Here is a 23,781-nt window from a genome sequence, read left to right as displayed (position 1 = left end):
CCGGGCCACCTGCCCGGCCTGTTATTTTTCGCAATATTTACAAATAGTTTGCAATAGCCAGGGCTTCCCGACACCCTGACCAACCATAATCCCATCATAAAGTTGTATATAAATAACCTTGATATTTGCATGGATTATGATAATGAGAAAAATTGCGCGTTTAACCTGTGGGATCATCCTCCTCACCGTTGCGGCCATCACTACCCTCACCCTGCCCGCACGGGCAAATAGCTGGCCATTACCGGCAGAGGGCAGCCGTCTGGTAGGAGAAAACCGCTATCATATTGTGCAAAATGATGGCGGTTCACTGGAGGCGATCGCAAAAAAATATAGTGTTGGTTTTCTCGCTTTGTTGCAGGCAAACCCGGGCATCGACCCTTATGTGCCAAGAGCTGGCAGCGTGCTGACGATCCCACTACAAACCCTGCTGCCGGATGTTCCGCGCAAAGGTATTGTGATTAACCTCGCGGAACTGCGCCTCTATTACTATCCACCGGGAAAAAATGAAGTGAGCGTTTATCCGATCGGGATTGGTCAGTTAGGTGGCGATACCCTGACGCCAACAATGGTCACCACGGTTTCGGATAAACGCGCAAACCCCACCTGGACGCCAACGGCCAATATCCGCGCACGTTACAAGGCTCAGGGGATTGAGCTGCCTGTGGTGATGCCCGCCGGCCCGGGTAATCCGATGGGGCATCATGCGATCCGTCTTGCCGCGTTTGGCGGGGTTTATCTACTGCACGGCACCAATGCTGATTTCGGTATCGGCATGCGCGTCAGCTCCGGCTGCATTCGCCTGCGCGATGCGGATATTTCCAGTCTGTTTGCCAGCGTGACGCCAGGAACAGCGGTAAACATCATTAATACACCGATGAAAGCGTCGGTTGAGCCGGACGGTAAACGACTGGTTGAAGTACATCAACCACTGTCAAAATCGATAGATGACGATCCGAAAACGCTGCCCATCGTGCTGAATGCCGCAATGCAGGCCTTCAAAGACGATGCCCATAGCGATGCCAGCATCATAAACTACGCAATAGAGATTCGCTCTGGTATGCCGGTTGACGTTACACGTCATAGTGAGAGAGCCTTACTGGCAATGTAAAACGGAGTGAAAAAGAAAGGCCCGGGGCTTTAAGCTGGGCCTTTTTTATTGCAGTGGCATAGGGGAGAGAGGGGAGATTTATTTGTACAGCACTGCGGTACCGTGCAGGTTGTCAGAGCCGGTCACTGAAGTGATGCGGAAAGATTTCGCGCCCATTTCGTCAGCTTTTTGTGCCAGTTTAGCTTCAACGGAAGAGAGATCTGAACCCGCACTGACGCCAATAGCCGCAACTTCCTGCTGACCGGTCGGCGCAGACTGAACTTCAACGGCAGCAAAGCTGGCAAAAGAAAGCGCACTGAGTGCAGCGGCGGCAAAAAGCGTAGTGGTGTTTTTCATGATTGTTTTCCTGAATAAAGATAAAGATGTCGTTAGTTATTAACTTAACGATCGATAGGTAAATAGTAAGTGTGATCTTCATCACGGGTCAACATATTTTTGTAATGATTGTTAATTAAAATATTAATTGCTTAAATTTCATAAGCATATCTTTTATGAATATGTGCTATTTGCTGCTGGTCATTGGCGAGGATTATTTTTATAATGGTTGTTCAACAAACCAACAAAGGTTAAGCGGCAATATGACCAGTGAAGTCACCAGTTGCACCAAAAAATGCCGTGGCCGACCGAAAGTGTTCGACAGGGAAGCGGCGCTCGACAAAGCCATGACGCTGTTCTGGCAGCATGGCTACGAAGCCACATCATTATCCGATCTCGTGGAAGCCACCGGAGCGAAAGCGCCGACGCTGTACGCTGAGTTCACCAATAAAGAGGGGTTGTTCCGTGCGGTACTCGATCGCTATATTGCGCGGTTCGCCCGACAGCACGAAGCCCAGCTTCTCTGCGAGGACAAACCGGTAGAAACCGCGCTGTTGGATTATTTCACCGCGGTGGCAAAGTGCTTCACCAGCACCGATACGCCAGCCGGTTGTTTTATGATCAACACCTCGGCGACGCTGGCAGCTTCTTCGCAGGCCATCTCGCAAACAATAAAAGCACGGCATGCGCAGCAGGAAGACACCCTGCTCCAGTTCCTCACCCAGCGCCAGCAGCGCGGTGAGATCCCGATGGATGCGGATCCGCAGGCGCTCGCTGAATTCCTTGGTTGTGTTTTGCAGGGAATGTCGATCAGCGCACGCGAAGGTGCAAGCGTTGAGAAGCTGCTACAGATCACGCGCACCACCTTGCGACTGTGGCCGAATTTGATCAAGGCATAAAAAAATTGAGACGGGAAACCGTCTCTTTTTTTATCTCTGTGATAGAGATATCATATTTCAATAATAGATAAAAACTATCAGCTAAATCCCCTGCTTTGCTATTATTAATTGTGATTATTGCTCTGCTAATCATTCGCAGAATGATACACATAATAAACGTCATGATGACATGTTCAACTGGCCTTCCTTTGCTCTCATTTTTACGCGCTGTAATGCATGACTTGTCGAGGATAAAGGGGTACTTCACTGACTGATCACAAGCAGAAGGAAAATAGAGATGATTTTGCTATTACCATTCATTAAAGTGCTAATAGTAATTACATTGTTATTTGGTCTGTGGGTTATGTTAGGCGGTTCCGTACTATTTGCTTTTATATCTGTTCTCATCACCGGGCTACTGCTGGTTAAACAGCACGATTTCATTTGATTTGATTAAGCCTTGCAAAATGTAAGGCTTTTTAGTGAAAAAAGGCTCCCCAGCCTGAGCGATGGGGAGCCAACATGCAGAGTACTACTATTTTACGCGTTGTTATTCAGTATCAACTGACCATTTTTATCCAGCGGAATCTGCGTCCCCGGATCTTTATCCATGCGGATTTTTCCCTGCTGGTCGCCGATTTTGTAAGTTACGTCGTAGCCGAGCATTTTTTCCGATTTATCATATACCGTGCTGCAACGCTGCTGGGTGGTGGTATAGGTGTCACGCTCCTGCATACCGCCCTGGAGTTGGTTACCAGCATACCCGCCACCTAACGCGCCGACTACTGTTGCGACATCCCTTCCTCTTCCGCCACCGAACTGGTGACCAAGTACACCACCAGCCACTGCGCCAAGTACAGAACCGGTGATACGGTTCTCATCCTGCACCGGGCGGCGATGCGTCATGGTAACATTGCGACACTCCTGACGCGGCGTTTTTACTGTTTCCTTGATTGGCGTGGATGAAACAACCTGCGCATATTGAGGACCGCGATCGAAAACATTCAGGCTGGCCACTGCGGCAACGCCCAGTGCAGCGGCCACGCCAATACCGATACCCGCTAACATTGATTTATTCACAGGATTATCTCCCTGGTTGACTATTGGTAACAATTTTGCAACTTGAGCAATAGTAAAGCCAATCGGAAAATACGAAAAAATAGGGGTACAGGTGGTGTAAAAGAGGATATTCAGAGTTCTCCTACCGGCATACGCGCACCAGGCAGCGAGATATACTGCTCCCCGGCCGACGACCAGGAGAGCAGCGAAACAGGATCAGTGCAATTTCAGACGCGGGCGGATCACGCGGTTAATACTGCCGACCAACATCATCAGACCCGTTTTGAAATAGCCGTGCAGCGCAATCTGGTGCATACGGTACAGCGAGATATATACAAAACGGGCGATACGACCCTCAATCATCATTGAACCACGCATCAGGTTACCCATCAGGCTACCCACGGTAGAGAAGTTCGACAAAGAAACCAATGAACCGTGATCCTTATAAGCGTAAGATTTCAGCGGGTTATCTTTGATCTGCGCCAGGATGTTATGCAACGCGAGAGTGGCCATCTGATGAGCAGCCTGCGCGCGCGGCGGAACAAATCCGCCTTCCGGACGGGCGCAAGAAGCACAGTCGCCAATGGCGTAAATATCCGCATCTCGCGTCGTTTGTAGCGTCGGCTCAACCACCAGTTGATTGATGCGGTTGGTTTCCAGGCCGCCGATCTCTTTCATAAAGTCCGGAGCCTTGATCCCCGCCGCCCATACCATCAGATCGGCTCTGATGTATTCGCCCTCTTTGGTATGCAGACCGCCTTCGTCGGCGCTGGTGACCATCGTCTGGGTCAGAACGCGTACGCCCATTTTGGTCAGCTCATTATGTGCGGCGCCGGAGATACGCGGCGGCAGCGCTGGCAAAATGCGCTCACCCGCTTCCACCAGCGTGACGTTCAGCGCTTCATTCGTCAGCCCTTTGTAACCGTAGCTATGAAGCTGTTTCACCGCATTATGTAACTCTGCGGAGAGTTCAACGCCGGTCGCGCCTCCACCGACAATCGCAATATTGACTTTGCCGTTAGCACCGAGGTTAGAGGAATATTTCAGGAACAGGTTGAGCATTTCCTGATGGAAGCGACGCGCCTGGTGTGGGTTATCGAGAAAGATGCAGTGCTCTTTCACGCCGGGCGTGTTGAAATCGTTCGAGGTACTGCCCAGTGCCATCACCAGCGTGTCATAAGCCAGTTTTCGTTCAGGCACCAGCAGATCGCCCTTCTCATCACGCAATTCCGCCAGGGTGATGGTTTTGCTTTCGCGGTTAATATCCACCACAGAACCCAGTTGGAACTGGAAATGATGATTCCTTGCGTGAGCCAGGTAGCTCAGCGCATCAACACCTTCATCCAGCGAACCGGTTGCCACTTCGTGCAGTAGGGGTTTCCATAAATGGCTGTGGTTACGATCGACCAGCGTAATTTTGGCTTTTTTACTGCGTCCCAGCTTTTTACCTAACTGTGTTGCCAGTTCCAGACCGCCAGCGCCACCACCTACGATCACAATTTTTCTCAACGGTGTTGTCAAAATGACCCCCTAAAATATTAACCAATTGTTAATTAAAAGTTATAATAATAGCTCTTAATTAACAATAGGTTACGCACTCGCAACTTCACTTTGACGTCGAGAATATCATGAACGGTTCAATGGTCATACCAAAATTGATATGAATCAAGTTTTCATGCATAAAAATTAAACAAGTATCGTTATGCAGCGAAAAACGGCCCGTCAGGAGAGGAGAAAAAAGAGAAGCCCGGCAGACGAAAACCTGCCGGGGAGAGGCTTAACCGAGGGTTTTAAAGGCCTTAATTCGCTGTAAATGCGGCGAGATGTTTTTAAACTTATGCGACTGTTCTTCGTCCCAGACAATCTCATAGTAATGATGCAACTCATCGGAAGCGCGCTGGTTGTCCAGTGCTTCATCTTTTCGCGATAGGATTACCAGGCAGCGATCGCGGTTTTTCTCGCGGAAGTTAGCGACACACTTAGTGGCAATGTCTTCATACTCTTCCGGTCGGTCAATTTTCCCTTCCATGTTCTCATGGGGGAATAAATTTGGATTGAATATTACCTGGCGGATGTCGCAGAGAAAACCAATGCGCTCGGCCCAGTAACCTCCAAGACCGACCCCGCAAATCAGCGGACGTTCATCTACGTTGAGCTGCAGCATCTTGTCGACTTCTTTCAACAGATGCTGCATATCATGTCTCGGATGCCGCGTGCTGTAGCTTAACAGGCGAACATCCGGATCGATAAACTGTAGCTGCAACACTTTCTCATGGTTGCCGGGGCTGTTTGAGTCAAAACCGTGTAAATAGATAATCATTGTATCCTCACCACTTCGACATCGCGTCCTCAGGGGTTAATGGGCGGCTTTCTGCTCCTGCCAGCACTCATGCAACTGCTCCAGTGCTTTATTGACAGCCTTCCAGCGCGCCGAACTCATCAACTCCTGACGAGAATATGAACCTTTATGATACAATTGTGTAACACGTTCTGCATTGATCGGCGACAGGTTATCTAACACGCTGACCGCGCCTTTACGATTATTACAGACGAGTATCATATCGCAACCGGCATCCAGCGATGACTGTCCGCGTTCAGCATAGCTTCCCATGATTGCCGCGCCCTCCATTGACAAATCGTCAGAAAAAATTACACCGTTAAAACCCAGCTCGCCGCGCAGAATCGTTTTCAACCACCACGGTGAACCGCTGGCAGGACGCGGATCGGCATCGGTATAAATCACATGCGCCGGCATTATGGCATCCAGTTTGTTTTGCTCAATAAGCGAGCAGAACACCGACATATCTTGCGCGCGGATCTCCGCAAGCGGGCGCGGATCGTGCGGCGTCTCTTTGTGTGAATCCGCGGTTACCGCGCCGTGCCCCGGAAAATGCTTACCGGTCGTTTTCATTCCCGCGCTATGCATGCCATCGATAAAGTGGCTCGCCATTACCAGCGCTTTAGCCGGATCGGCATGGTAAGAACGTTCGCCGATGGCGGCGCTGATATGCCCAACATCCAGCACCGGGGCAAAACTGATATCAATATCCATGGCGATCATTTCACTGGCCATCAACCAGCCGGCATCTTGTGCCAGCCGTCCGCCCTCTTCTAATCCGTGCAGAGCGGCAAAAGCCTGGGCCGCAGGCAAACGCGTGAAGCCTTCGCGAAAGCGCTGCACCCGTCCGCCCTCCTGATCAACGGCCACCACCAGGCGGTGGTGCGAAGCCTGGCGGATCTGGCGCACCAGTTCACGCAGTTGCTCAGGATCATGATAATTACGGGTAAAGAGGATCAGGCCGCCCACCAGCGGATGCGCCAGAATCTCGCGCTCTTCCGCATCCAGTTCATACCCTTCCACATCCAACATTACCGGACCCACACTGACCTCTCTTATTCTTTATTCTGTAACCGCCGCCAGGTAGCATCTGCCAGCGTAATAAATTGTTGTTCGCCCGTTTGCTGCCAGCGGCATTCAAACCAGCCCGCCATCAACATCCATACCCAGGGCCGCCAGCGTCGAACCTGCTGCTGTAATGTTACCGGATCGATCGCCGCCTGCTGAGCATACTGCGCAACCAATTGCTGGCGCTGCGCCTCATCCTCCCCCCATACTGCGGCGAGCTCGAGAGCAACATCACCATCGCCAGCATATTCCCAGTCGATGAGCCGCAAACCCGCGGCGCTGTGCACCAGGTTTCCCGCATGGACATCCATATGCAACGGCGCGAGTCGCAGCGGCTGGGGTTCGCCTTGTTTTCTTAACTGCTTTAACTGCCGCAACCAGAAGGGAGTGCGCCGTGTCGGCGCGCTCTGCTGCCAGTATCGCTCCAGTAGCGGCAGCAGCGTGATACGCCAGCCAAAAAGAGGCTGACGGTGTAAATCACGGAGTAATGCCGTCAGTACATCAGGCTGTGCTAAGGCCGTTTTGATCTCGCCAGGTATAAAGTCCACCGCCATCCAGGTGCCAGCATAGAGCCGCGGACGCGGCGCGAGGGTTGCAGGCAAGCGGCGGAGCAAACGGTACTGGCGCAGAAATGGCGATGAGACGGCCTGATGATGCTGGCGTAGCACCAATGTGTGTTGGCCATCATGAATAAGACAACTCCCGCCGCTTAGCCCGCTATTCTGGCCGGCGACGGGAGTATACGTCGGAAAATAGCGTGACAACACAGTGTCACGCGTCTGTTTATTGTTGCTGAACCGCACCTTTACCCGACCAGATAATTTCACCTGTCTGCACCAGCATCAATTGCATTTGTAACGCGGGTGCGCTGGCATTGCCGGTCGCATTGGAATAAAGCACATACTGTGCCCCAACGTTGCGGGCAATACCCATGGCTTTACTACGGGTACCCAGACTGTCCTGTGGGGAGAGACCCAGTTGCTGTTTCGCCAGCGAGAGCTGCTGCGCGGTAATTAGCGTAAATTTGCCGTTATTGGCCAGCGCATTGCGCACCGCTTCGGTGGCTTCGGCAGTGTTGATCGAGCCATTGGTCCGGTTGTTTACACTATCGACCAGCAAAACGCTGCCAGAGTTGACACCACTAGCCTGCAACATTTTTCCGACCATCGGCTGCACCGCGATGTTCCAGTCATAGTGGCGTTCACGCGGCGCGGGCTGCCCGGTTTGATCCTGATGTTCGATTGGGCCAGGCTGCTGCGGCAACGTCGGAACCGACGGTACTGTCGGAACGGGTTGTGTCGGCTGCGGCTGTGGCTGCGGCTGTGTGGGTTGCTGAGCGCCGCCTGCCTGTTCAACCGGCGCAGGCTGTTGACTACTGATACACCCCGACAGCAACACCGCCAACGTGGTCAGTAACGTGAAGCGTCCAAATGTTTTAATCAAGTGTCACTCCTTAGAGATAGAGATAAAGTCTGACGCTGTGTGCACCCAAATAGTTAGCGCTGCCATACAGCGTCACGCCGGAACGCGCCGGGATTGTAATGCTACGCGGCGCTTCCAGCGGGTGCATTTCCAGACCTCTGGTGTCATACCAGAAAAAACGATAGTGCACTGTCACAGGCTGCTGCCGCTCATTAAACAATCGGGAGGAGGCGGAGGGTTGAAGCTCATGCGAGCCCATTTCCGGTGGTTCCGCAATAATACCTGCCGCCAGAATACCAGACTCCATCACCAGCGTTTGATCGCTGGCGACCGGAATAGTCGGGCGCGAACTGCATCCCACCAGCCCCAGCGCCGCCAGCAACAGCGCGACACGCCCATTTATCATCTTACAGACCTTTATGAGCAAGCATTGGCCCCATTGGTCGCCCGCCCAACAGGTGCATATGGATATGGTAAACCTCCTGACCACCATGACGATTACAGTTCATGATCAGACGGTATCCGTCTTCGGCGATGCCTTCGTCGCGGGCGATTTTGGCCGCAACAGTCAACATACGGCCGAGCGCCTGCTCGTGCGCTTCAGTGGCATCATTCAGCGTGGGAATGAGGATATTCGGCACAATAAGCACATGCGTCGGCGCTTGTGGAGAGATATCGCGAAAGGCGGTGACCAGTTCATCCTGGTAGACAATATCCGAGGGAATTTCTCGGCGAATGATTTTACTGAAAATGGTTTCTTCGGCCATGACGTTTTCCTTTTTCAGGCGCGGAGCGAATCCGCAGCCATCGTCAATTAAGTGCCCTAGAGTATGATCGAGATTCTCTTGTTGTTTCAACCATAACGCTCTTTTTCTTTCGCCTTTGCACCCTTTTCAGCCGCAGGAACCTTTTGCCTTTCAATGCCGAGTGAATGAAATGGTATTTCAATTATGAATATTACATTTGAGGATAATTTTCATGAGGATATTCCCGGAAAAACGGACATTACCGTTATGGCTGTGCCCGGATGCCCCTGACGGGGCAGACATCATGGCTTCCAGCGATACCTGCCACGCATAACTGCTCGGACTTTAAGGTTTCACCTACTATGCCCTCAAATCACTTCTGCAGAGCGATCAGCACACTTCGCGATGGACAGGGCTTTTCAGGCTTTCAGGCATGAACTGCACACGTAAAAAAGGGAGCCAATAGGCTCCCTCAGTCTCCCCAGACTACGGCTTAGTTAGCGCGGATATAGTCATCCATTTCGGTTTTCAGGTTATCGGATTTGGTACCGAAAATTGCCTGAACGCCGGAACCAGCGACAACCACACCTGCAGCACCCAGTTTCTTCAGGCCAGCCTGATCCACTTTCGCTACGTCAGCTACGCTGACACGCAGACGCGTGATGCACGCATCCAGGTTGGTGATGTTTTCTTTACCGCCAAACGCTGCAACCAGGGCCGGAGCTATCTCACTGCTGACTCCAGCTTTGGTGTCTTCGGTCACGTCTTCACGGCCCGGCGTTTTCAGATCAAGCGCTTTGATCAGTACGCGGAACACGGTGTAGTAAACCACGGCATAGCAAGCACCGACGATCGGGAACAGCCACAGTTTGCTGCTATTGCCGCTCAGTACGATGAAGTCAATCAGACCGTGAGAGAACGACGTACCATCACGCATACCCAGCAGGATACAGATCGGGAATGCCAGACCTGCAAGAATAGCGTGGATAACGTACAGGATCGGCGCAACGAAGATGAAAGAGAACTCGATCGGCTCGGTGATACCGGTCAGGAACGAGGTCAGCGCTGCGGAGATCATGATACCGCCCACTTTCGCGCGGTTTTCCGGTTTAGCAGAATGCCAGATAGCAATAGCGGCAGCCGGCAGACCATACATTTTGAACAGGAAGCCGCCGGACAGTTTGCCCGCAGTCGGGTCGCCTGCCATGTAGCGCGGAATATCGCCGTGGAATACCTGACCAGCAGAGTTGGTGAATTCACCAATCTGCATCTGGAAAGGCACGTTCCAGATGTGGTGCAGGCCAAACGGTACCAGACAGCGTTCGATGAAGCCGTAGATACCGAATGCAACAACCGGGTTCTGGTAGGCAGCCCATTGAGAGAATGTCTGGATCACGGAACCAATCGGCGGCCAAATGAAGGAGAGGATCACGCCGGTGAAAATCGCTGCAAGGCCAGAAATAATCGGTACAAAGCGTTTACCCGCGAAGAAGCCCAAATACTCAGGCAGCTTGATACGGTAGAAGCGGTTAAACATGTATGCGGCAATCGCACCGGAGATGATCCCGCCGAGCACACCGGTATCCGCCAGGTGTTTTGCAGCGATCTCTTCAGTAGGTAAATGCAGAACCAGAGGTGCAACCACAGCCATGGTTTTCACCATGATACCGTAGGCAACAACCGCAGCCAGAGCAGAAACGCCATCGTTATTGGTGAAGCCAAGCGCAACACCGATAGCGAAAATCAGCGGCATGTTGGCAAAAACGGAACCACCCGCTTCGGCCATAACATGAGAAACCACTTCTGGCAGCCAGCTGAAGTTTGCAGAACCGACGCCCAGCAGGATACCTGCGATAGGGAGTACGGATACTGGCAGCATCAGCGATTTACCGACCTTCTGCAGGTTAGCAAATGCATTCTTAAACATAATTGAGAGTGCTCCTGAGTATTAGTGCTTTTTGTTGCGCTTTCACGCGTTGGCACGGGGGGAGAACCGCGCCTTGGGAAGGGCATCTAAGCGCCCCTTATTTATTACACACAGTAAAATAAATCCCTTCAGCTTTGTTTGACGGCAGTCACGTTTCAGTTAGCGGCCGTCTTAAAACTCACACAGATTTACAAAAGGCGATGACCGACGTATGAAAAATGACCATCACCGCTTTTTTTATGGCGCTGAACTTTACTCTGATCGTTTATTAATTACGAGTACTAAAATAAGATGATATTTCAGAGAGATTGCAACCTGGCGAGATCAATATGGAACAGGCGGGCAAAGTTTTGCGTAGTCTGCTGTGCGAACTCCTCAATAGAAACACCTTTCAGAACTGCCATATACTCTGCCACATCGCGTGTCATTGCGGGCTGGTTCTCTTTACCGCGGTGCGGTACGGGCGCAAGATACGGAGAATCGGTCTCGACCAGCAACCGATCCAGCGGCACATAACGTGCTGCGTCGCGTAGTTGTTCCGCATTGCGAAAAGTAACAATGCCGGAGAAAGAGATATAAAACCCCATATCCAACAGCTTGCCTGCTGTTTCACGATCCTCAGTAAAGCAGTGTAGTACGCCGCCGCAATTCTGAACCTGCTCTTCCTGCAAAATTGCCAGCGTGTCGGCGCGGGCATCGCGTGTATGCACGATAATCGGTTTATTCAGTTCGCGTCCGATGCGGATATGGTTGCGGAAGGAGATCTGCTGACGCGCTTTGGTTTCCGGAGTATAGAAATAGTCCAGCCCTGTCTCCCCCATTGCCACAACGCCATCTTCGGCTGCTAACTGACGCAGGGCCGCCACGTCATACTCTTCGTCCTGATTCAGCGGATGGACGCCGCAGGAAAACACCACATTACTGCGTTCACCCACCAGCTCGCGCATACTGCGATATCCGGGCAGTGTGGTGGCGACGGCCAGGCAAAACTTCACATCGCGCGCGGCAGCTTTCGCCAGTACGTCATCAACATTTTTGTGCAAAGATGTGTAATCCAGACCATCAAGATGGCAGTGCGAGTCGACTAAAAACATAATGTTTCTCTTAAAGGTGGGATACAGGAAGCCTGGCGCCTGGTTGCAGGTGCCGTTCCAGTGTTAACAAAAGATCGGTGAGTAGCAGCTCGCGGTTCACTCCCACGACATTCAGCAACTGTTCACGGCAAGTAAACACGTCATGCAGCAGAGCATGCAATGCCTCACTGCGTAACTGATGGGCAAGGTTGTGTATCAGCACTGGCATATCAACGTTGGTCAACAACGTCGCCCCCTGCTGTACTTTTAGAGCATCAAGGAACAGCGCACAAACCCATTGCAAACGTTCCGCCACCCGCTCATGGTTAAGCACCGACAGCATGGTGAACCAGTCACCGCTATTCAGCGCGTTTTCAATTGCCTGACAGAGTGCCTGACGCTGCGCCCAGTGTTCTTCCTGCAACAGCGCTTCGGCCGCGCCTGGAGACCCAGCACACAGACGCAGCGCGCTAAAAATAGCATCTTGTGATACCGTGACTTGCCTGCTAAGCCACGCGCTGGCATAGCTTTCCGCGGGTGGCGCGATATGATGCAAGCGACAGCGACTGCGTAGTGTCGCCAGTAACCTGGCGGGTTCCCGGCAGGCAAGGAAGAACCACGTCTGAGCTGGTGGCTCTTCCAGCGTTTTCAGTAATGCATTGGCAGCAGCATCGGTGAGTAACGCAGCGTCCTGAATCCAGACCACTTTCGCCCCGCCAAGACGTGCATGCTCATAGAGTTTTTCACTCACTTCACGCACCGCATCAATCCCCAACGTTGTTTTGCCCTTTTCCGGTGCAAGGACGTAGTAATCCGGGTGGGTTCCCGCTTGCATCAACTGACAGCCGCGACAGTGGCCGCAGCTTTTGTGCCCTTCCGGCGTTTGACACAGTAGAAAACGGCTGAGCGCATAGAGCAGTGCGTCCTCTCCCATGCCAGGTAGTGCGTGAACAAGTAATGCGTGGTGTCCGCGTCCGTTTTGATAACTGGCGACCAGTTGTTCAAAGTCCGATCGCAACCACGGGTACCATTTCATGCGCCCTGCTCCTGCACCCATACGGTAACAGTCTGACGGATGTCGCGCACCACGTCTTGCAGCGATTGCGTGGCATCCACAGTGCGAATAGAGACATCCTGCGCGGCCAGCTCAAGGTAACGCGCACGGGTGCGATTGAAGAAATCCAGCGACTCCTGCTCAATACGATCCAGCTCGCCGCGTGCACGGGCGCGTTTCAGGCCAACCTCAGGCGTGACATCGAGGTACAGGGTTAAATCAGGGCGAAAATCGCCCAGTACGGCATCGCGCAACGTCGCCAGCATGCCTTGATCGATACCGCGGCCGCCGCCTTGATAGGCCTGAGTGGAGAGATCGTGCCGATCGCCAATGACCCAGCAACCGCGCGCCAACGCCGGTTTGATCACCGTTTCCACCAGTTGGACACGCGCAGCATAAAACATCAGGACTTCGGCTTTATCAGAAATCACTTCGTCACCAACGGAGCGGATATCCAGCACCAGACTGCGCAACTTCTCCGCCAACAGCGTACCGCCCGGCTCGCGCGTAAATATCATCTCGCTGACGCCCAACTCTTTCAGTGTTTCGACGACGACATCGCGTGCCGTCGTTTTACCGGCGCCTTCCAGCCCTTCAATAACGATGTATTTACTGCTCATTTTTTTCCTTAAGCACTTTCAAATAGTCCTGCACTGACCGGTTATGGCTGGCGAGGTTGGTATTAAATGTGTGTCCACCTTTTCCATCGGCCACAAAATAGAGGTATGGCGTCTTCGCCGGATGCGCTGCCGCTTTCAGCGAGGCTTCACCTGGCGTGGCAATCGGCCCTGGCGGCAAACCGCTAATCACATAGGTGTTGTAATCCGTCGGAGTCTCCAGATCGGCGCGCGACAGCTTACCATTATAGCGTGCACCCATCCCGTAGATCACCGTCGGATCGGTTTGCAAACGCATCCCGACACGTAGGCGGTTAATAAAGACCGAGGCCACCTGATCGCGCTCGCTGGCCACAGCTGTCTCTTTTTCGATGATGGACGCCATGGTCACTAACTGGTTCTGATCTTTGTACGGCAGGCCGTCCATGCGCCCTTCCCAGACCTGTTCAACGGCCCGCGCCATTTTCTGGTGCGCACGCTTGAGCAGCGCGACATCCGTTGTGTTTGCGGTATACATCCAGGTATCCGGCCAGAACCAGCCTTCCACCCAGTTTGGGTGTTCCAGCTTCAGCGCCTGTGCGACAGTGGCATAATCATCATCTTTCAGCGTGTGCTTAAGGTATGGCGCATCACGTAGCTGTTTCAGATAATCACTCACACGCATTCCCTCCACCAGACGTAGTGGAAATTGCGCCTCTTTGCCGCTCGCCAGTAATTGAAGCATTTCGCGCACGGTCATACCCGCCGTAAAACGGTAGGTTCCCGCTTTGAAGTGCGACAAATCGGGTTCCAGGCGCAATAGCCACTGGAAAACACGCGGGCGATTGATCACTTTTTCCTGATACAGCAATTCACCCAGCGCCACCCGGCCGGTTCCGGTTGGCAGGGTAAAAATGATTTCATCTTTGGTGAGGATCGTGGAATCCGCCAGTTGACGAACCTTCCAGACTCCGGCCCATGCAGCAATCACTAATACCGCCAGCAGCGGGAGAACAACGCGTAACATTTTCTTCATGACTGATTTATCTGCTCACACAGTGGGGCTAAAAATTGGTACAAATCACGCGCTGACCAGCACAGTTCCCCCCATTGGCGAACGGGGACGACCGGCATCAACGCATTACAAATAACCACTTCCTCGGCATGCGCCAGCACTTGCTCGCGCGCATTCACTTCGACAACGCGAAAACCCGAAGATGCAAGTTGTCGCATACAATATTGCCTCATGATGCCATCAACTCCGGCATAGTCGAGGCGTGGCGTAAAAACCTCCTGTCCTTGCCGCCAGAAAATATTGGCCGCGCAGCATTCGGTGATCCATCCATCGCTATCCAGCACCAGCGCTTCATCAGCAGTGGTCTGCTCCAGCCCGGCACGGATTAACACTTGCTCCAGACGATTAAGATGTTTGATCCCCGCTAGCATCGGATTACGCCCGAGGCATACATCGCTCAGCGTCAATGTAACGCCTTCTCGCTGCCAGCGCGCGTAGTGTGCGGGCCGGGCTGAAACAGAAAGAATACGTGTCGGTGAATCGCAGTTCGCCGCGCTGTAGCCACGACCTCCGCCACCACGGCTGAGGATAACTTTGACCACGCCGTCGGCTTTTTCCTGCGCCAGCAATGCCATCTCCTGCGCCAGCAGATCCCAGTCATGAAAAGGAATAAATAGCCGTTCACATGCCAGACGCAAGCGCTGTATATGCTCGGATGCAAACTGGATTTGCCCGGCAAGGATACGCGCGGTAGTAAAGCAGCCATCACCAAACTGAACGGCCCGGTCACTGGCCGCAAGCTGTTGTTGCTCTGTGCCATTAATCAAGAACATAGAGGCTCCTTAAGCGTGTTGCCGGACAGTTTGGCAGGATGGAAAGCAGAGAACAAGGGGAGAAAACTGAATAGAAAAGGCCCGACAAGCGGGCCTTTAAAACAGAGCAGACGGTCAGACTTTTTTGAAGATCAACGAACCGTTGGTACCACCAAAGCCGAAGGAGTTACACAGGGTATACTCCATACCGCTGACCTGGCGCGCTTCGTGCGGGACGAAGTCCAGATCGCAACCTTCATCCGGGTTATCCAGGTTGATGGTCGGCGGTACCGCCTGATCACGCAGCGCAAGGATGGAGTAGATAGACTCTACTGCACCGGCCGCGCCCAACAGATGACCAGTCATTGATTTGGTTGAACTCACCATGACGCTACGCGCGGCATCGCCAAACACCGCTTTCACCGCCTGAGCTTCAGCCATATCGCCTGCTGGCGTAGAGGTACCGTGCGCGTTGACATACCCAATCTGGCCAGGTTCAATACCCGCATCGCGCAGCGCATTTACCATTGCTTTGGCCGCGCCAGCGCCGTTTTCCGGCGGTGACGTCATATGATACGCATCGCTGCTCATACCGAAGCCGACGATTTCAGCATAGATTTTCGCACCGCGTTTTTTCGCGTGCTCATACTCTTCCAGCATGATGATGCCAGCGCCATCGCCGAGGACAAAACCGTCACGCTCTTTATCCCACGGACGGCTTGCAGCTTGCGGGTTATCGTTGCGGGTAGACAGCGCGCGCGCTGCACCAAAGCCACCGACGCCCAGCGGGGTACTGGCTTTTTCTGCACCACCAGCCAGCATCGCATCGGCATCGCCGTAAGCAATAATACGCGCAGCGTGGCCGATATTATGTACGCCTGAAGTACAAGCTGTTGCAATGGAGATGCTAGGGCCTTGCAGGCCAAACATGATAGTCAGATGACCTGCCACCATGTTAACAATCGTAGACGGTACGAAGAACGGACTGATTTTACGCGGGCCGCCCTTAACGAGGGAGCTGTGGTTCTCTTCAATCAGTCCCAGACCGCCGATACCAGAACCTATCGCGGCACCCACACGGGAAGCATTTTCTTCCGTGATAACCAAGCCGGAGTCGTGCATGGCCTGAACACCAGCCACAATTCCATATTGAATGAAGTCATCCATCTTGCGCTGTTCTTTGCGCGAGATAATGTCTTCACAGTTAAAATCCTTTACTAAGCCAGCAAATTTGGTTGCATAGGCGCTAGTATCGAAATGGTCGATCAGGCTGATGCCACTCTGACCGGCAAGAAGAGCTTTCCAGGTAGACTCTACGGTATTGCCGACAGGAGACAACATGCCAAGTCCGGTCACAACTACACGACGCTTAGACACGTTCGTCCTCCAGGGAGGGATAAAAAAGAGATTCGAGGGATAACACTAGATAAAACTCAGGCGGTCGAGTGACCGCCTGGAGATGTTCACTTACGCCTGGTGACCGTTGATGTAATCAATGGCAGCCTGAACGGTGGTGATTTTCTCAGCTTCTTCGTCCGGAATCTCAGTATCAAACTCTTCTTCCAGAGCCATTACCAGCTCAACGGTGTCAAGAGAATCAGCGCCCAGGTCCTCAACGAAGGAAGCATTGTTGGTAACTTCTTCCTGCTTAACGCCCAGCTGTTCGCCGATAATTTTCTTAACGCGTTCTTCGATAGTGCTCATACTCTTAAATTTCCTATCAAAACTCGCTTTCGCGATGGTTTTCGTAGTGTATAAAATGTTGAAAAATTTGCAACTAAATCCCGGCAGTTCTTACCACGATTTTACGCTATTTTGAGGCCTTTCCCCCTCATAACGCAAATAATTTTAATCGTGGTTAGACCATATACATTCCGCCATTGACGTGCAGAGTTTCACCAGTGATGTAACCTGCCTCGTCAGAGGCTAAAAATGCAACCGCACTGGCGATTTCCTGAGCACCGCCAAGGCGACCCGCAGGAACTTGCGCCAGTATACCCGCACGCTGATCATCAGAGAGCGCACGCGTCATGTCCGTTTCAATAAAGCCCGGAGCAACAACGTTCACCGTAATACCGCGGGACGCAACTTCACGCGCCAGCGATTTACTGAAACCGATAAGACCCGCTTTCGCCGCAGCGTAGTTGGCCTGACCAGCATTTCCCATGGTACCAACCACAGAACCGATAGTGATAATACGCCCGTGACGCTTTTTCATCATAGCCCGCATTACCGCTTTTGACAGACGGAAAACAGATGAAAGGTTAGTGTCGAGAATATCGCTCCACTCATCATCTTTCATGCGCATCAGCAAGTTATCACGAGTGATTCCGGCATTATTAACCAGAATATCAACTTCGCCAAACTCAGCTCGAATGTTCCCCAGAACCGATTCAATAGATGCGGCATCGGTCACGTTCAGCAGCAGACCTTTACCCTTCGCACCTAAATAGTCACTGATAGCCTGCGCGCCATTTTCACTCGTTGCGGTACCAATAACTTTTGCCCCGCGAGCAGCTAACGTTTCAGCAATGGCACGACCAATTCCACGGCTTGCGCCGGTAACCAGCGCGACTTTTCCTTCAAAATTCATGGTCTTCCTCTTTTATTGCGCAAGTGCTTCTGACATCGCAGTTGGCTCATTGACAGCCGACGCAGTCAGTGTGTCAACAATACGTTTTGTCAGACCGGTAAGAACTTTACCCGGGCCGACCTCATACAGGTGTTCAACACCCTGCGATGCCATAAACTCAACGCTTTTAGTCCACTGCACCGGGCTGTACAACTGACGCACCAGCGCACTGCGAATGGCTTCCGGCGACGTTTCGCACTTCACATCCACATTATTAATAACCGGGATCTGCGGAGCATTAAATGTTATAGCGTTCAGCTCAACAGCCAGTTTTTCAGCAGCCGGTTTCATCAGTGCACAGTGGGACGGTACGCTGACAGGCAGCGGCAACGCGCGTTTAGCACCAGCGGCTTTACAGGCTGCACCAGCACGTTCAACGGCCTCTTTATGGCCTGCGATCACCACCTGACCCGGAGAATTATAGTTCACCGGAGAAACAACCTGTCCTTCAGCTGCGGTTTCACACGCTTTTGCGATAGATTCATCATCAAGACCGATGATAGCTGACATCGCGCCGGTACCTTCAGGTACGGCTTCCTGCATGAATTTACCGCGCAGCTCAACCAGCCGTACTGCATCGGCAAAAGCGATAACACCGGCGCATACCAGCGCTGAATACTCGCCAAGACTATGCCCAGCCATCAGTACCGGCGTTTTGCCGCCCTGCTGCTGCCACACACGCCACAACGCAACAGATGCGCTCAGCAGCGCCGGCTGTGTCTGCCACGTTTTATTAAGCTCTTCTGCCGGGCCTTGCTGCACCAGCGCCCAGAGGTCATAACCCAGAACAGCAGAGGCTTCGGCAAACGTTTCTTCAATGACCGGGTAAGCTGCCGCCATATCCGCCAGCATGCCGACGGTCTGGGAACCTTGCCCCGGAAAAACAAAAGCAAATTGCGTCATCTTCTTATCCTTATACTTAGAAACGAATCAGCGCGGAACCCCAGGTAAACCCACCGCCGAACGCTTCAAGCAGAATCAGCTGGCCAGGTTTGATACGCCCATCGCGCACCGCCTCATCCAGTGCGCTGGGAACAGAAGCCGCAGAGGTGTTGCCATGACGATCCAGCGTAACTACAACGTGATCCATCGCCATACCAAGCTTTTTCGCCGTGGCGCTGATAATACGCAGGTTAGCCTGATGCGGCACCAGCCAGTCCAGCGCGCTTCGCTCGAGATTATTAGCGGCTAATGTTTCATCAACAATACGCGCCAGTTCCGTCACCGCGACTTTGAACACTTCGTTGCCCGCCATCGTTAAATAAGTCGGGTTTTCTGGGTTCACGCGATCGAGGTTAGGCAGTGTCAGCAGCTCACCATAGCTACCGTCAGCGTGCATGTGGGTTGAGATAATACCGGGCTCTTCTGAAGCGCCCAATACCACCGCACCGGCACCATCGCCGAACAGAATAATTGTACCGCGATCGTTTGGATCTAATGTGCGTGCCAACACGTCCGACCCAATCACCAGCGCATGTCTTACCGCGCCGGATTTAACATATTGATCGGCGATGCTCAACGCGTAGGTAAACCCAGCGCATGCTGCAGCGATGTCAAACGCAGGACAACCTTTAATTTCCAACATATTCTGGATCTGGCACGCCGCGCTCGGAAAAGCGTGCGTTGCAGAAGTTGTCGCAACAATAATCAGGCCAATTTGATCGTTATCGATGCCGGCCATTTCCAGCGCGCGTTTAGCGGCCTCATAGCCCATGGTTGAGACAGTTTCGTTTGCCGAAGCAATACGGCGCTCACGGATCCCTGTACGGCTGACAATCCACTCGTCAGAGGTTTCCACCATTGTTTCCAAATCGGCGTTTGTTCGAACCTGCTCAGGCAGATAACTGCCGGTACCAATAATCTTCGTATACATGTACGCTCAGTCACTCTTGGGTAATATACACACATTCCGGTTATCACCGCCCAGGGGGGAGGATGCCGAAAGCGCATACACAGATTCCAGGCGAGCGGCAATTCGCTGTGGAACCTGCCGCTGCACCGCCTGCACTGCCTGTTCAATCGCGACGGTAAAGGCTCGCTGATTCGCTGCTCCGTGACTTTTAATCACAGTGCCGCGCAATCCTAACAGACAGGCGCCATTATACTGGTCGGGGTTGAGGTGACTGAATCGCCTGCTCAGGCTTTTTTGTAACCAACGTTTTAATAAAATCAGCCACCACGCCCTTTTTTGCCCTTCGCTTTGTGATTTCAGCAGCGAAAGAAACATCCTGACAACCCCCTCCATGGTTTTTAGTGTGACGTTTCCAGTAAAACCGTCACAAACTAACACATCCGTTTTGCCAGTCAGAAGTTCATTCGCCTCCAGATAACCAATGTAGTTCATTGAGGGGGCCGATCGTAAAAGAGCCGCTGCATCACGAATATTGTCATGACCTTTGGTTTCTTCTTCACCAATGTTCAGCAGTGCTACTCGCGGGTTAGCGATACCCAGGATCTCCTCAGCCATCACTGACCCCATAACCGCAAACTGCGCCAGCATCCTACTGTCGCAATCCACGTTCGCACCGAGATCCAACACAACAGTTCTGCCCTTCTGCTGATGGGGCAACATCGTCACCAGCGCAGGACGCTCAATCCCCTCAATCGGTTTGAGCAACATTTTCGCCAGCCCCATCAACGCGCCAGTATTGCCTGCGCTAACGCAAGCCTGAGCACGCCCTTCTTTCACTAATTCCAGAGCCATACGCATCGAGCTACCGCGACTAGTGCGGATCGCTTGTGCGGGCCGGGCATCACTGGCAATAACTGATTGTGCAGGAATAATGAGCAAACGTGAGCGTTGCTCGAAATCAGCTTTGGCAAGTAATGGCGTGATAGCGTCGGGATCGCCGACTAAAAGAAGGTTGAGCTGTGAATTAGAGTTCAGTGCCTGCAAAGCTGCAGGCACCGTCACGGAAGGGCCAAAATCGCCCCCCATGACATCTAACGCCAGGGTTAGACGTGTCAAGGTATCGTCGCAGCCCGGTTCGGTCTATCCCCGCTTTCGCGGGGAATTCCTCACTAAGCTTCATCACGCTTGCGCGTGATTACTTAGTGATAACCTTGCGACCGCGGTAGAAACCGTCGGCGGTGATGTGGTGACGCAGGTGGGTTTCACCAGAAGTTTTGTCTACAGACAGGCTGGTGACTGCGGTCAGCGCGTCATGGGAACGACGCATGCCACGTTTGGAACGGGTTGGTTTATTCTGTTGTACGGCCATGGACCTTACTCCTCAATTACTTACGCTTTAAGCTGGCTAATACGGCAAATGGGTTTGGTTTTTGCGCTTCATCAGGCAATTCTCCAAAGACCATGTCCGCCTCGGACACTTCACAGTGTTCAGAATCATGCACCGGAACTACAGGCAAGGAGAGAATGATTTCATCCTCAACCAGCGCCAGCAGATCGATTTCGCCGAATTCGTTAACCTCAATCGGCTCGTACGCTTCCGGCAGTGCTTCAGCCTGTTCGTCTGAACGCACAGGACTAAAACAATACGTTGTGTAGACCTGATGGGTGAACGGTTTCCCGCAGCGCTGGCATTCGAGCGATACCGTTACCTTCGCATCGCCGGTAAGAACCGCCAGACGCTGGTTATCGATAGCGAACGACATGGAGCACTCCACATCACTGTCTACGCTGACTACAGATTCGGCGACGCGCTCCGCCTGTTCGGAGGTATAGATACCCTCGTAATCAAGGCGTTTTTGAGCCGTACGAACCGGATCAAGAGTCAGGGGTAATTTTACCTTTTGCATAGGGCGCGCATATTAACTTTGTAACGTCATATAGTCAAAGAAAAAGGCAGCCTACGGTTGCCTTTCGCCAATAATTCGCACACATTGCGGCCTACAGTTTAAAATGCATCTCTTTGTTAAGCCATATTTGGTGAAAAAAATATGTCGCAAATTATTCTCGCTTCGACCTCTCCATACCGCCGCGCACTTCTGGAAAAGCTTGGCTTAGCGTTCGAATGCGCCACGCCACAGGCTGATGAAACCCCACATGCAGGTGAAGCACCACGTCATCTGGTGCTGCGTTTGGCGCAGGAAAAAGCGCAATCGCTGGCGGACAAATATCCTCAGCATCTGATTATTGGTTCCGATCAAGTGTGCGTACTGGACGGCGAAATAACTGGCAAGCCGCATACGGAAGAAAATGCCCGACAGCAATTGATGAAAGCTCGCGGAAATATTGTCACCTTTTATACAGGTCTGGCGCTATATAACTCGGCAACCGGTCATTTGCAGACTGAATGTGAGCCTTTCGACGTCCATTTCCGTCATTTAAGCGAGCAGGAAATTGATAACTATATCCGAAAAGAGCATCCGCTGAACTGTGCCGGTAGCTTCAAAAGCGAAGGTTTAGGCATTGCGCTGTTTGAGCGCCTTGAAGGCCGCGATCCCAACACACTGGTCGGTTTGCCGCTGATCGCACTGTGTCAAATGCTACGCCATGAACAGTGTAACCCCTTGTTAAGCTAATGCTTTAGCGATCACAGTTTCTTTTTGAGCAAACGTTACATTCACCTTCACTATTAAAACACCGTTTTAATTTCAGGGGTGATGATGAAGATAGTCAATAAAATGGCTCTGCTGCTGACACTTTTCGGCACCGCAAGTGCCATTGCACAGGCGCCGTGGCAAACGCAGGGAGTGGTTGAGGACAACCTTCCCGCATCATGGCAAACGCTGAAAACAGAGATGCGCTATCCTCATTCCTGGCTCTCCGGCCACTATAAAGATTTTACTCAGTGGAAAACACTTAGCCGCCAGTTGTTTCGCGCAGCATTGCTTACCCCGAACTCGACGAAATCTTTCGTGCCAGAAATTCTCAGCAAAGAAGAGCGAGGCAGTTATACCGCCGAAAAACTGGCGCTTAATATCACCGACGACAATCGTATTACGGCGCTGCTGCTGATGCCGAAATCACCGGGACCTCATCCCGCAATAGTGTTGTTACACGATCACGGTTCGAAATTTGATATCGGTAAAGAGAAGGTGATCCGTCCCTGGGGCGACGCTGGAAAGCTCGCCAGCGCACAAGCCTGGGCTGATAAATTTTTCAGCGGAAAATTTATCGGTGATGAGCTGGCCAGACGTGGGTATGCGGTTATCGCCATTGACAGCCCAGGTTGGGGCGATCGTGGACCAATGGTTTATGAGCAGCAACAAGCGTTGGCCAGTAACTATTTCAACCTTGGCCGCTCTCTGGCTGGCGAAGTGGCTTATGAAGATATGCGCACGGTAGACTTTATCGCCTCATATACTGGCGTGGACAGCCAACGCGTGGGCGTGTTGGGCTTCTCGATGGGCGGTTTTCGCGCCTGGCAACTGGCCGCACTGAGCGACAAAGTGGCGGCGACCGCCGTAATCTCATGGTTTGGTACGTATAACGGCCTGCTGCTGCCGGGCAATAACGTGCTGCGCGGCCAGTCCGCCTTTTTTATGCTCCATCCGGGGATGCCAGCACAAATGGACATTCCGGACATTGCCAGTATCGCCGCGCCTAAACCGATGCTGATCTTCAGCGGCGGCCAGGACAAACTGTTTCCGCCGGAAGCGGTAAAGGAGGCCTTTGCCAAAGCGCACCGCGTCTGGAAGTCGCAGCACGCCGACGACAAACTCGTCACGCGTACCTGGCCGCAACTGGGACATGTGTTTTACCGTGAGCAGCAGGACGAAGTCTTTCCGTGGCTGGATAAGTGGCTGAAGCCATAGCCTGTTGCTTTCCCCCT

General features: G+C 52.5%; 27 protein-coding genes. 4 read left to right on the top strand and 23 right to left on the bottom strand.

Annotated elements, in window-relative coordinates:
- Positions 1-142: 142 nt before the first annotated feature.
- Positions 143-1,108 (top strand): L,D-transpeptidase LdtC, encoded by a 966-nt coding sequence (gene ldtC / locus BM427_RS04765; RefSeq protein ID WP_090119676.1) that lies wholly within the window; start codon positions 143-145, stop codon positions 1,106-1,108.
- Positions 1,109-1,186: 78 nt separating this feature from the next.
- Here the strand turns inward: ldtC and bhsA are convergent, their stop codons facing one another.
- A complete protein-coding gene (bhsA, locus tag BM427_RS04760) occupies positions 1,187-1,444 on the bottom strand; it encodes a multiple stress resistance protein BhsA (RefSeq protein WP_090119674.1) in 258 nt (85 codons plus the stop codon).
- Between the two features lie 242 nt (positions 1,445-1,686).
- Between bhsA and BM427_RS04755 the strand changes: the two genes are divergently transcribed.
- On the top strand, positions 1,687-2,322 hold the full coding sequence (locus BM427_RS04755) for a TetR/AcrR family transcriptional regulator (protein ID WP_090120679.1): 636 nt from the start codon (positions 1,687-1,689) through the stop codon (positions 2,320-2,322).
- 519 nt (positions 2,323-2,841) lie between these two features.
- Here the strand turns inward: BM427_RS04755 and BM427_RS04750 are convergent.
- The 22 genes from BM427_RS04750 to yceD all read right to left on the bottom strand — a co-directional run bounded on the left by BM427_RS04750 (position 2,842) and on the right by yceD (position 21,802).
- The gene (locus BM427_RS04750; protein WP_090119673.1) at positions 2,842-3,381 is read right to left on the bottom strand and encodes a glycine zipper 2TM domain-containing protein; all 540 of its coding nucleotides are present in this window, start codon (positions 3,379-3,381) and stop codon (positions 2,842-2,844) included.
- 195 nt (positions 3,382-3,576) lie between these two features.
- The gene (locus BM427_RS04745) at positions 3,577-4,881 is read right to left on the bottom strand and encodes an NAD(P)/FAD-dependent oxidoreductase (RefSeq protein ID WP_090119671.1); all 1,305 of its coding nucleotides are present in this window, start codon (positions 4,879-4,881) and stop codon (positions 3,577-3,579) included.
- 256 nt (positions 4,882-5,137) lie between these two features.
- Positions 5,138-5,680: an alpha/beta hydrolase YcfP gene (gene ycfP, locus BM427_RS04740; protein WP_090119669.1), complete on the bottom strand. Its 543-nt coding sequence runs from the start codon at positions 5,678-5,680 to the stop codon at positions 5,138-5,140.
- Positions 5,681-5,716: 36 nt separating this feature from the next.
- Positions 5,717-6,742, bottom strand: coding sequence for a beta-N-acetylhexosaminidase (gene nagZ, locus BM427_RS04735; RefSeq protein ID WP_090119668.1), 1,026 nt, complete (start codon positions 6,740-6,742; stop codon positions 5,717-5,719).
- 11 nt (positions 6,743-6,753) lie between these two features.
- A complete protein-coding gene (gene thiK, locus BM427_RS04730; protein ID WP_090119666.1) occupies positions 6,754-7,569 on the bottom strand; it encodes a thiamine kinase in 816 nt (271 codons plus the stop codon).
- Positions 7,550-8,209, bottom strand: a complete 660-nt coding sequence (lpoB, locus tag BM427_RS04725) for a penicillin-binding protein activator LpoB (protein WP_090119665.1) — start codon at positions 8,207-8,209, stop codon at positions 7,550-7,552. Before lpoB ends, thiK begins: the two co-directional genes overlap by 20 nt.
- A 10-nt stretch (positions 8,210-8,219) precedes the next feature.
- Complete coding sequence (locus BM427_RS04720) at positions 8,220-8,594, bottom strand: YcfL family putative periplasmic lipoprotein (protein ID WP_090119664.1); 375 nt, start codon at positions 8,592-8,594, stop codon at positions 8,220-8,222.
- 1 nt (position 8,595) lies between these two features.
- Positions 8,596-8,955, bottom strand: coding sequence for a purine nucleoside phosphoramidase (hinT, locus tag BM427_RS04715; RefSeq protein ID WP_090119662.1), 360 nt, complete (start codon positions 8,953-8,955; stop codon positions 8,596-8,598).
- Between the two features lie 472 nt (positions 8,956-9,427).
- Entirely contained in the window at positions 9,428-10,861 is a 1,434-nt protein-coding gene (ptsG, locus tag BM427_RS04710) for a PTS glucose transporter subunit IIBC (RefSeq protein WP_090119660.1), read from the bottom strand.
- 299 nt (positions 10,862-11,160) lie between these two features.
- A complete protein-coding gene (locus BM427_RS04705; RefSeq protein ID WP_090119658.1) occupies positions 11,161-11,955 on the bottom strand; it encodes a metal-dependent hydrolase in 795 nt (264 codons plus the stop codon).
- Between the two features lie 10 nt (positions 11,956-11,965).
- On the bottom strand, positions 11,966-12,970 hold the full coding sequence (gene holB / locus BM427_RS04700) for a DNA polymerase III subunit delta' (RefSeq protein WP_090119656.1): 1,005 nt from the start codon (positions 12,968-12,970) through the stop codon (positions 11,966-11,968).
- On the bottom strand, positions 12,967-13,608 hold the full coding sequence (tmk, locus tag BM427_RS04695) for a dTMP kinase (protein WP_090119654.1): 642 nt from the start codon (positions 13,606-13,608) through the stop codon (positions 12,967-12,969). The genes holB and tmk overlap by 4 nt, the downstream gene beginning before the upstream one ends.
- A complete protein-coding gene (gene yceG, locus BM427_RS04690; protein WP_090119653.1) occupies positions 13,598-14,620 on the bottom strand; it encodes a cell division protein YceG in 1,023 nt (340 codons plus the stop codon). The genes tmk and yceG overlap by 11 nt, the downstream gene beginning before the upstream one ends.
- Entirely contained in the window at positions 14,617-15,432 is an 816-nt protein-coding gene (gene pabC, locus BM427_RS04685; protein ID WP_090119651.1) for an aminodeoxychorismate lyase, read from the bottom strand. Before pabC ends, yceG begins: the two co-directional genes overlap by 4 nt.
- Positions 15,433-15,546: 114 nt before the next feature.
- A complete protein-coding gene (fabF, locus tag BM427_RS04680) occupies positions 15,547-16,788 on the bottom strand; it encodes a beta-ketoacyl-ACP synthase II (RefSeq protein WP_090119650.1) in 1,242 nt (413 codons plus the stop codon).
- Positions 16,789-16,878: 90 nt separating this feature from the next.
- Complete coding sequence (gene acpP / locus BM427_RS04675) at positions 16,879-17,115, bottom strand: acyl carrier protein (protein ID WP_000103754.1); 237 nt, start codon at positions 17,113-17,115, stop codon at positions 16,879-16,881.
- Between the two features lie 154 nt (positions 17,116-17,269).
- Positions 17,270-18,004 carry a 3-oxoacyl-ACP reductase FabG gene (gene fabG / locus BM427_RS04670; RefSeq protein WP_090119648.1) on the bottom strand — a complete coding sequence of 245 codons (735 nt, stop codon included), beginning with the start codon at positions 18,002-18,004 and terminating at the stop codon, positions 17,270-17,272.
- Between the two features lie 12 nt (positions 18,005-18,016).
- A complete protein-coding gene (gene fabD / locus BM427_RS04665) occupies positions 18,017-18,946 on the bottom strand; it encodes an ACP S-malonyltransferase (RefSeq protein WP_090119646.1) in 930 nt (309 codons plus the stop codon).
- Positions 18,947-18,962: 16 nt separating this feature from the next.
- Positions 18,963-19,916, bottom strand: coding sequence for a beta-ketoacyl-ACP synthase III (locus BM427_RS04660; protein ID WP_090119644.1), 954 nt, complete (start codon positions 19,914-19,916; stop codon positions 18,963-18,965).
- Positions 19,917-19,922: 6 nt separating this feature from the next.
- A complete protein-coding gene (gene plsX / locus BM427_RS04655; protein WP_090119643.1) occupies positions 19,923-21,011 on the bottom strand; it encodes a phosphate acyltransferase PlsX in 1,089 nt (362 codons plus the stop codon).
- Positions 21,012-21,090: 79 nt separating this feature from the next.
- Positions 21,091-21,264, bottom strand: coding sequence for a 50S ribosomal protein L32 (gene rpmF / locus BM427_RS04650; RefSeq protein ID WP_007374494.1), 174 nt, complete (start codon positions 21,262-21,264; stop codon positions 21,091-21,093).
- A gap of 16 nt (positions 21,265-21,280) precedes the next feature.
- Positions 21,281-21,802: a 23S rRNA accumulation protein YceD gene (gene yceD / locus BM427_RS04645; protein WP_090119641.1), complete on the bottom strand. Its 522-nt coding sequence runs from the start codon at positions 21,800-21,802 to the stop codon at positions 21,281-21,283.
- 141 nt (positions 21,803-21,943) lie between these two features.
- Here yceD and BM427_RS04640 point away from each other — a divergent pair, with 141 nt between their 5' ends.
- Positions 21,944-22,528, top strand: coding sequence for a Maf family protein (locus BM427_RS04640; protein WP_090119640.1), 585 nt, complete (start codon positions 21,944-21,946; stop codon positions 22,526-22,528).
- Between the two features lie 102 nt (positions 22,529-22,630).
- A complete protein-coding gene (locus BM427_RS04635) occupies positions 22,631-23,764 on the top strand; it encodes a dienelactone hydrolase family protein (protein ID WP_425280066.1) in 1,134 nt (377 codons plus the stop codon).
- The last annotated feature ends 17 nt before the right edge of the window (positions 23,765-23,781 follow it).

It is taken from the genome of Kosakonia arachidis, from assembly GCF_900116535.1.
In the GTDB taxonomy this organism is placed as follows: Bacteria; Pseudomonadota; Gammaproteobacteria; order Enterobacterales; family Enterobacteriaceae; genus Kosakonia; species Kosakonia arachidis.
This window is presented reverse-complemented; position numbering and strand designations above follow the sequence as displayed.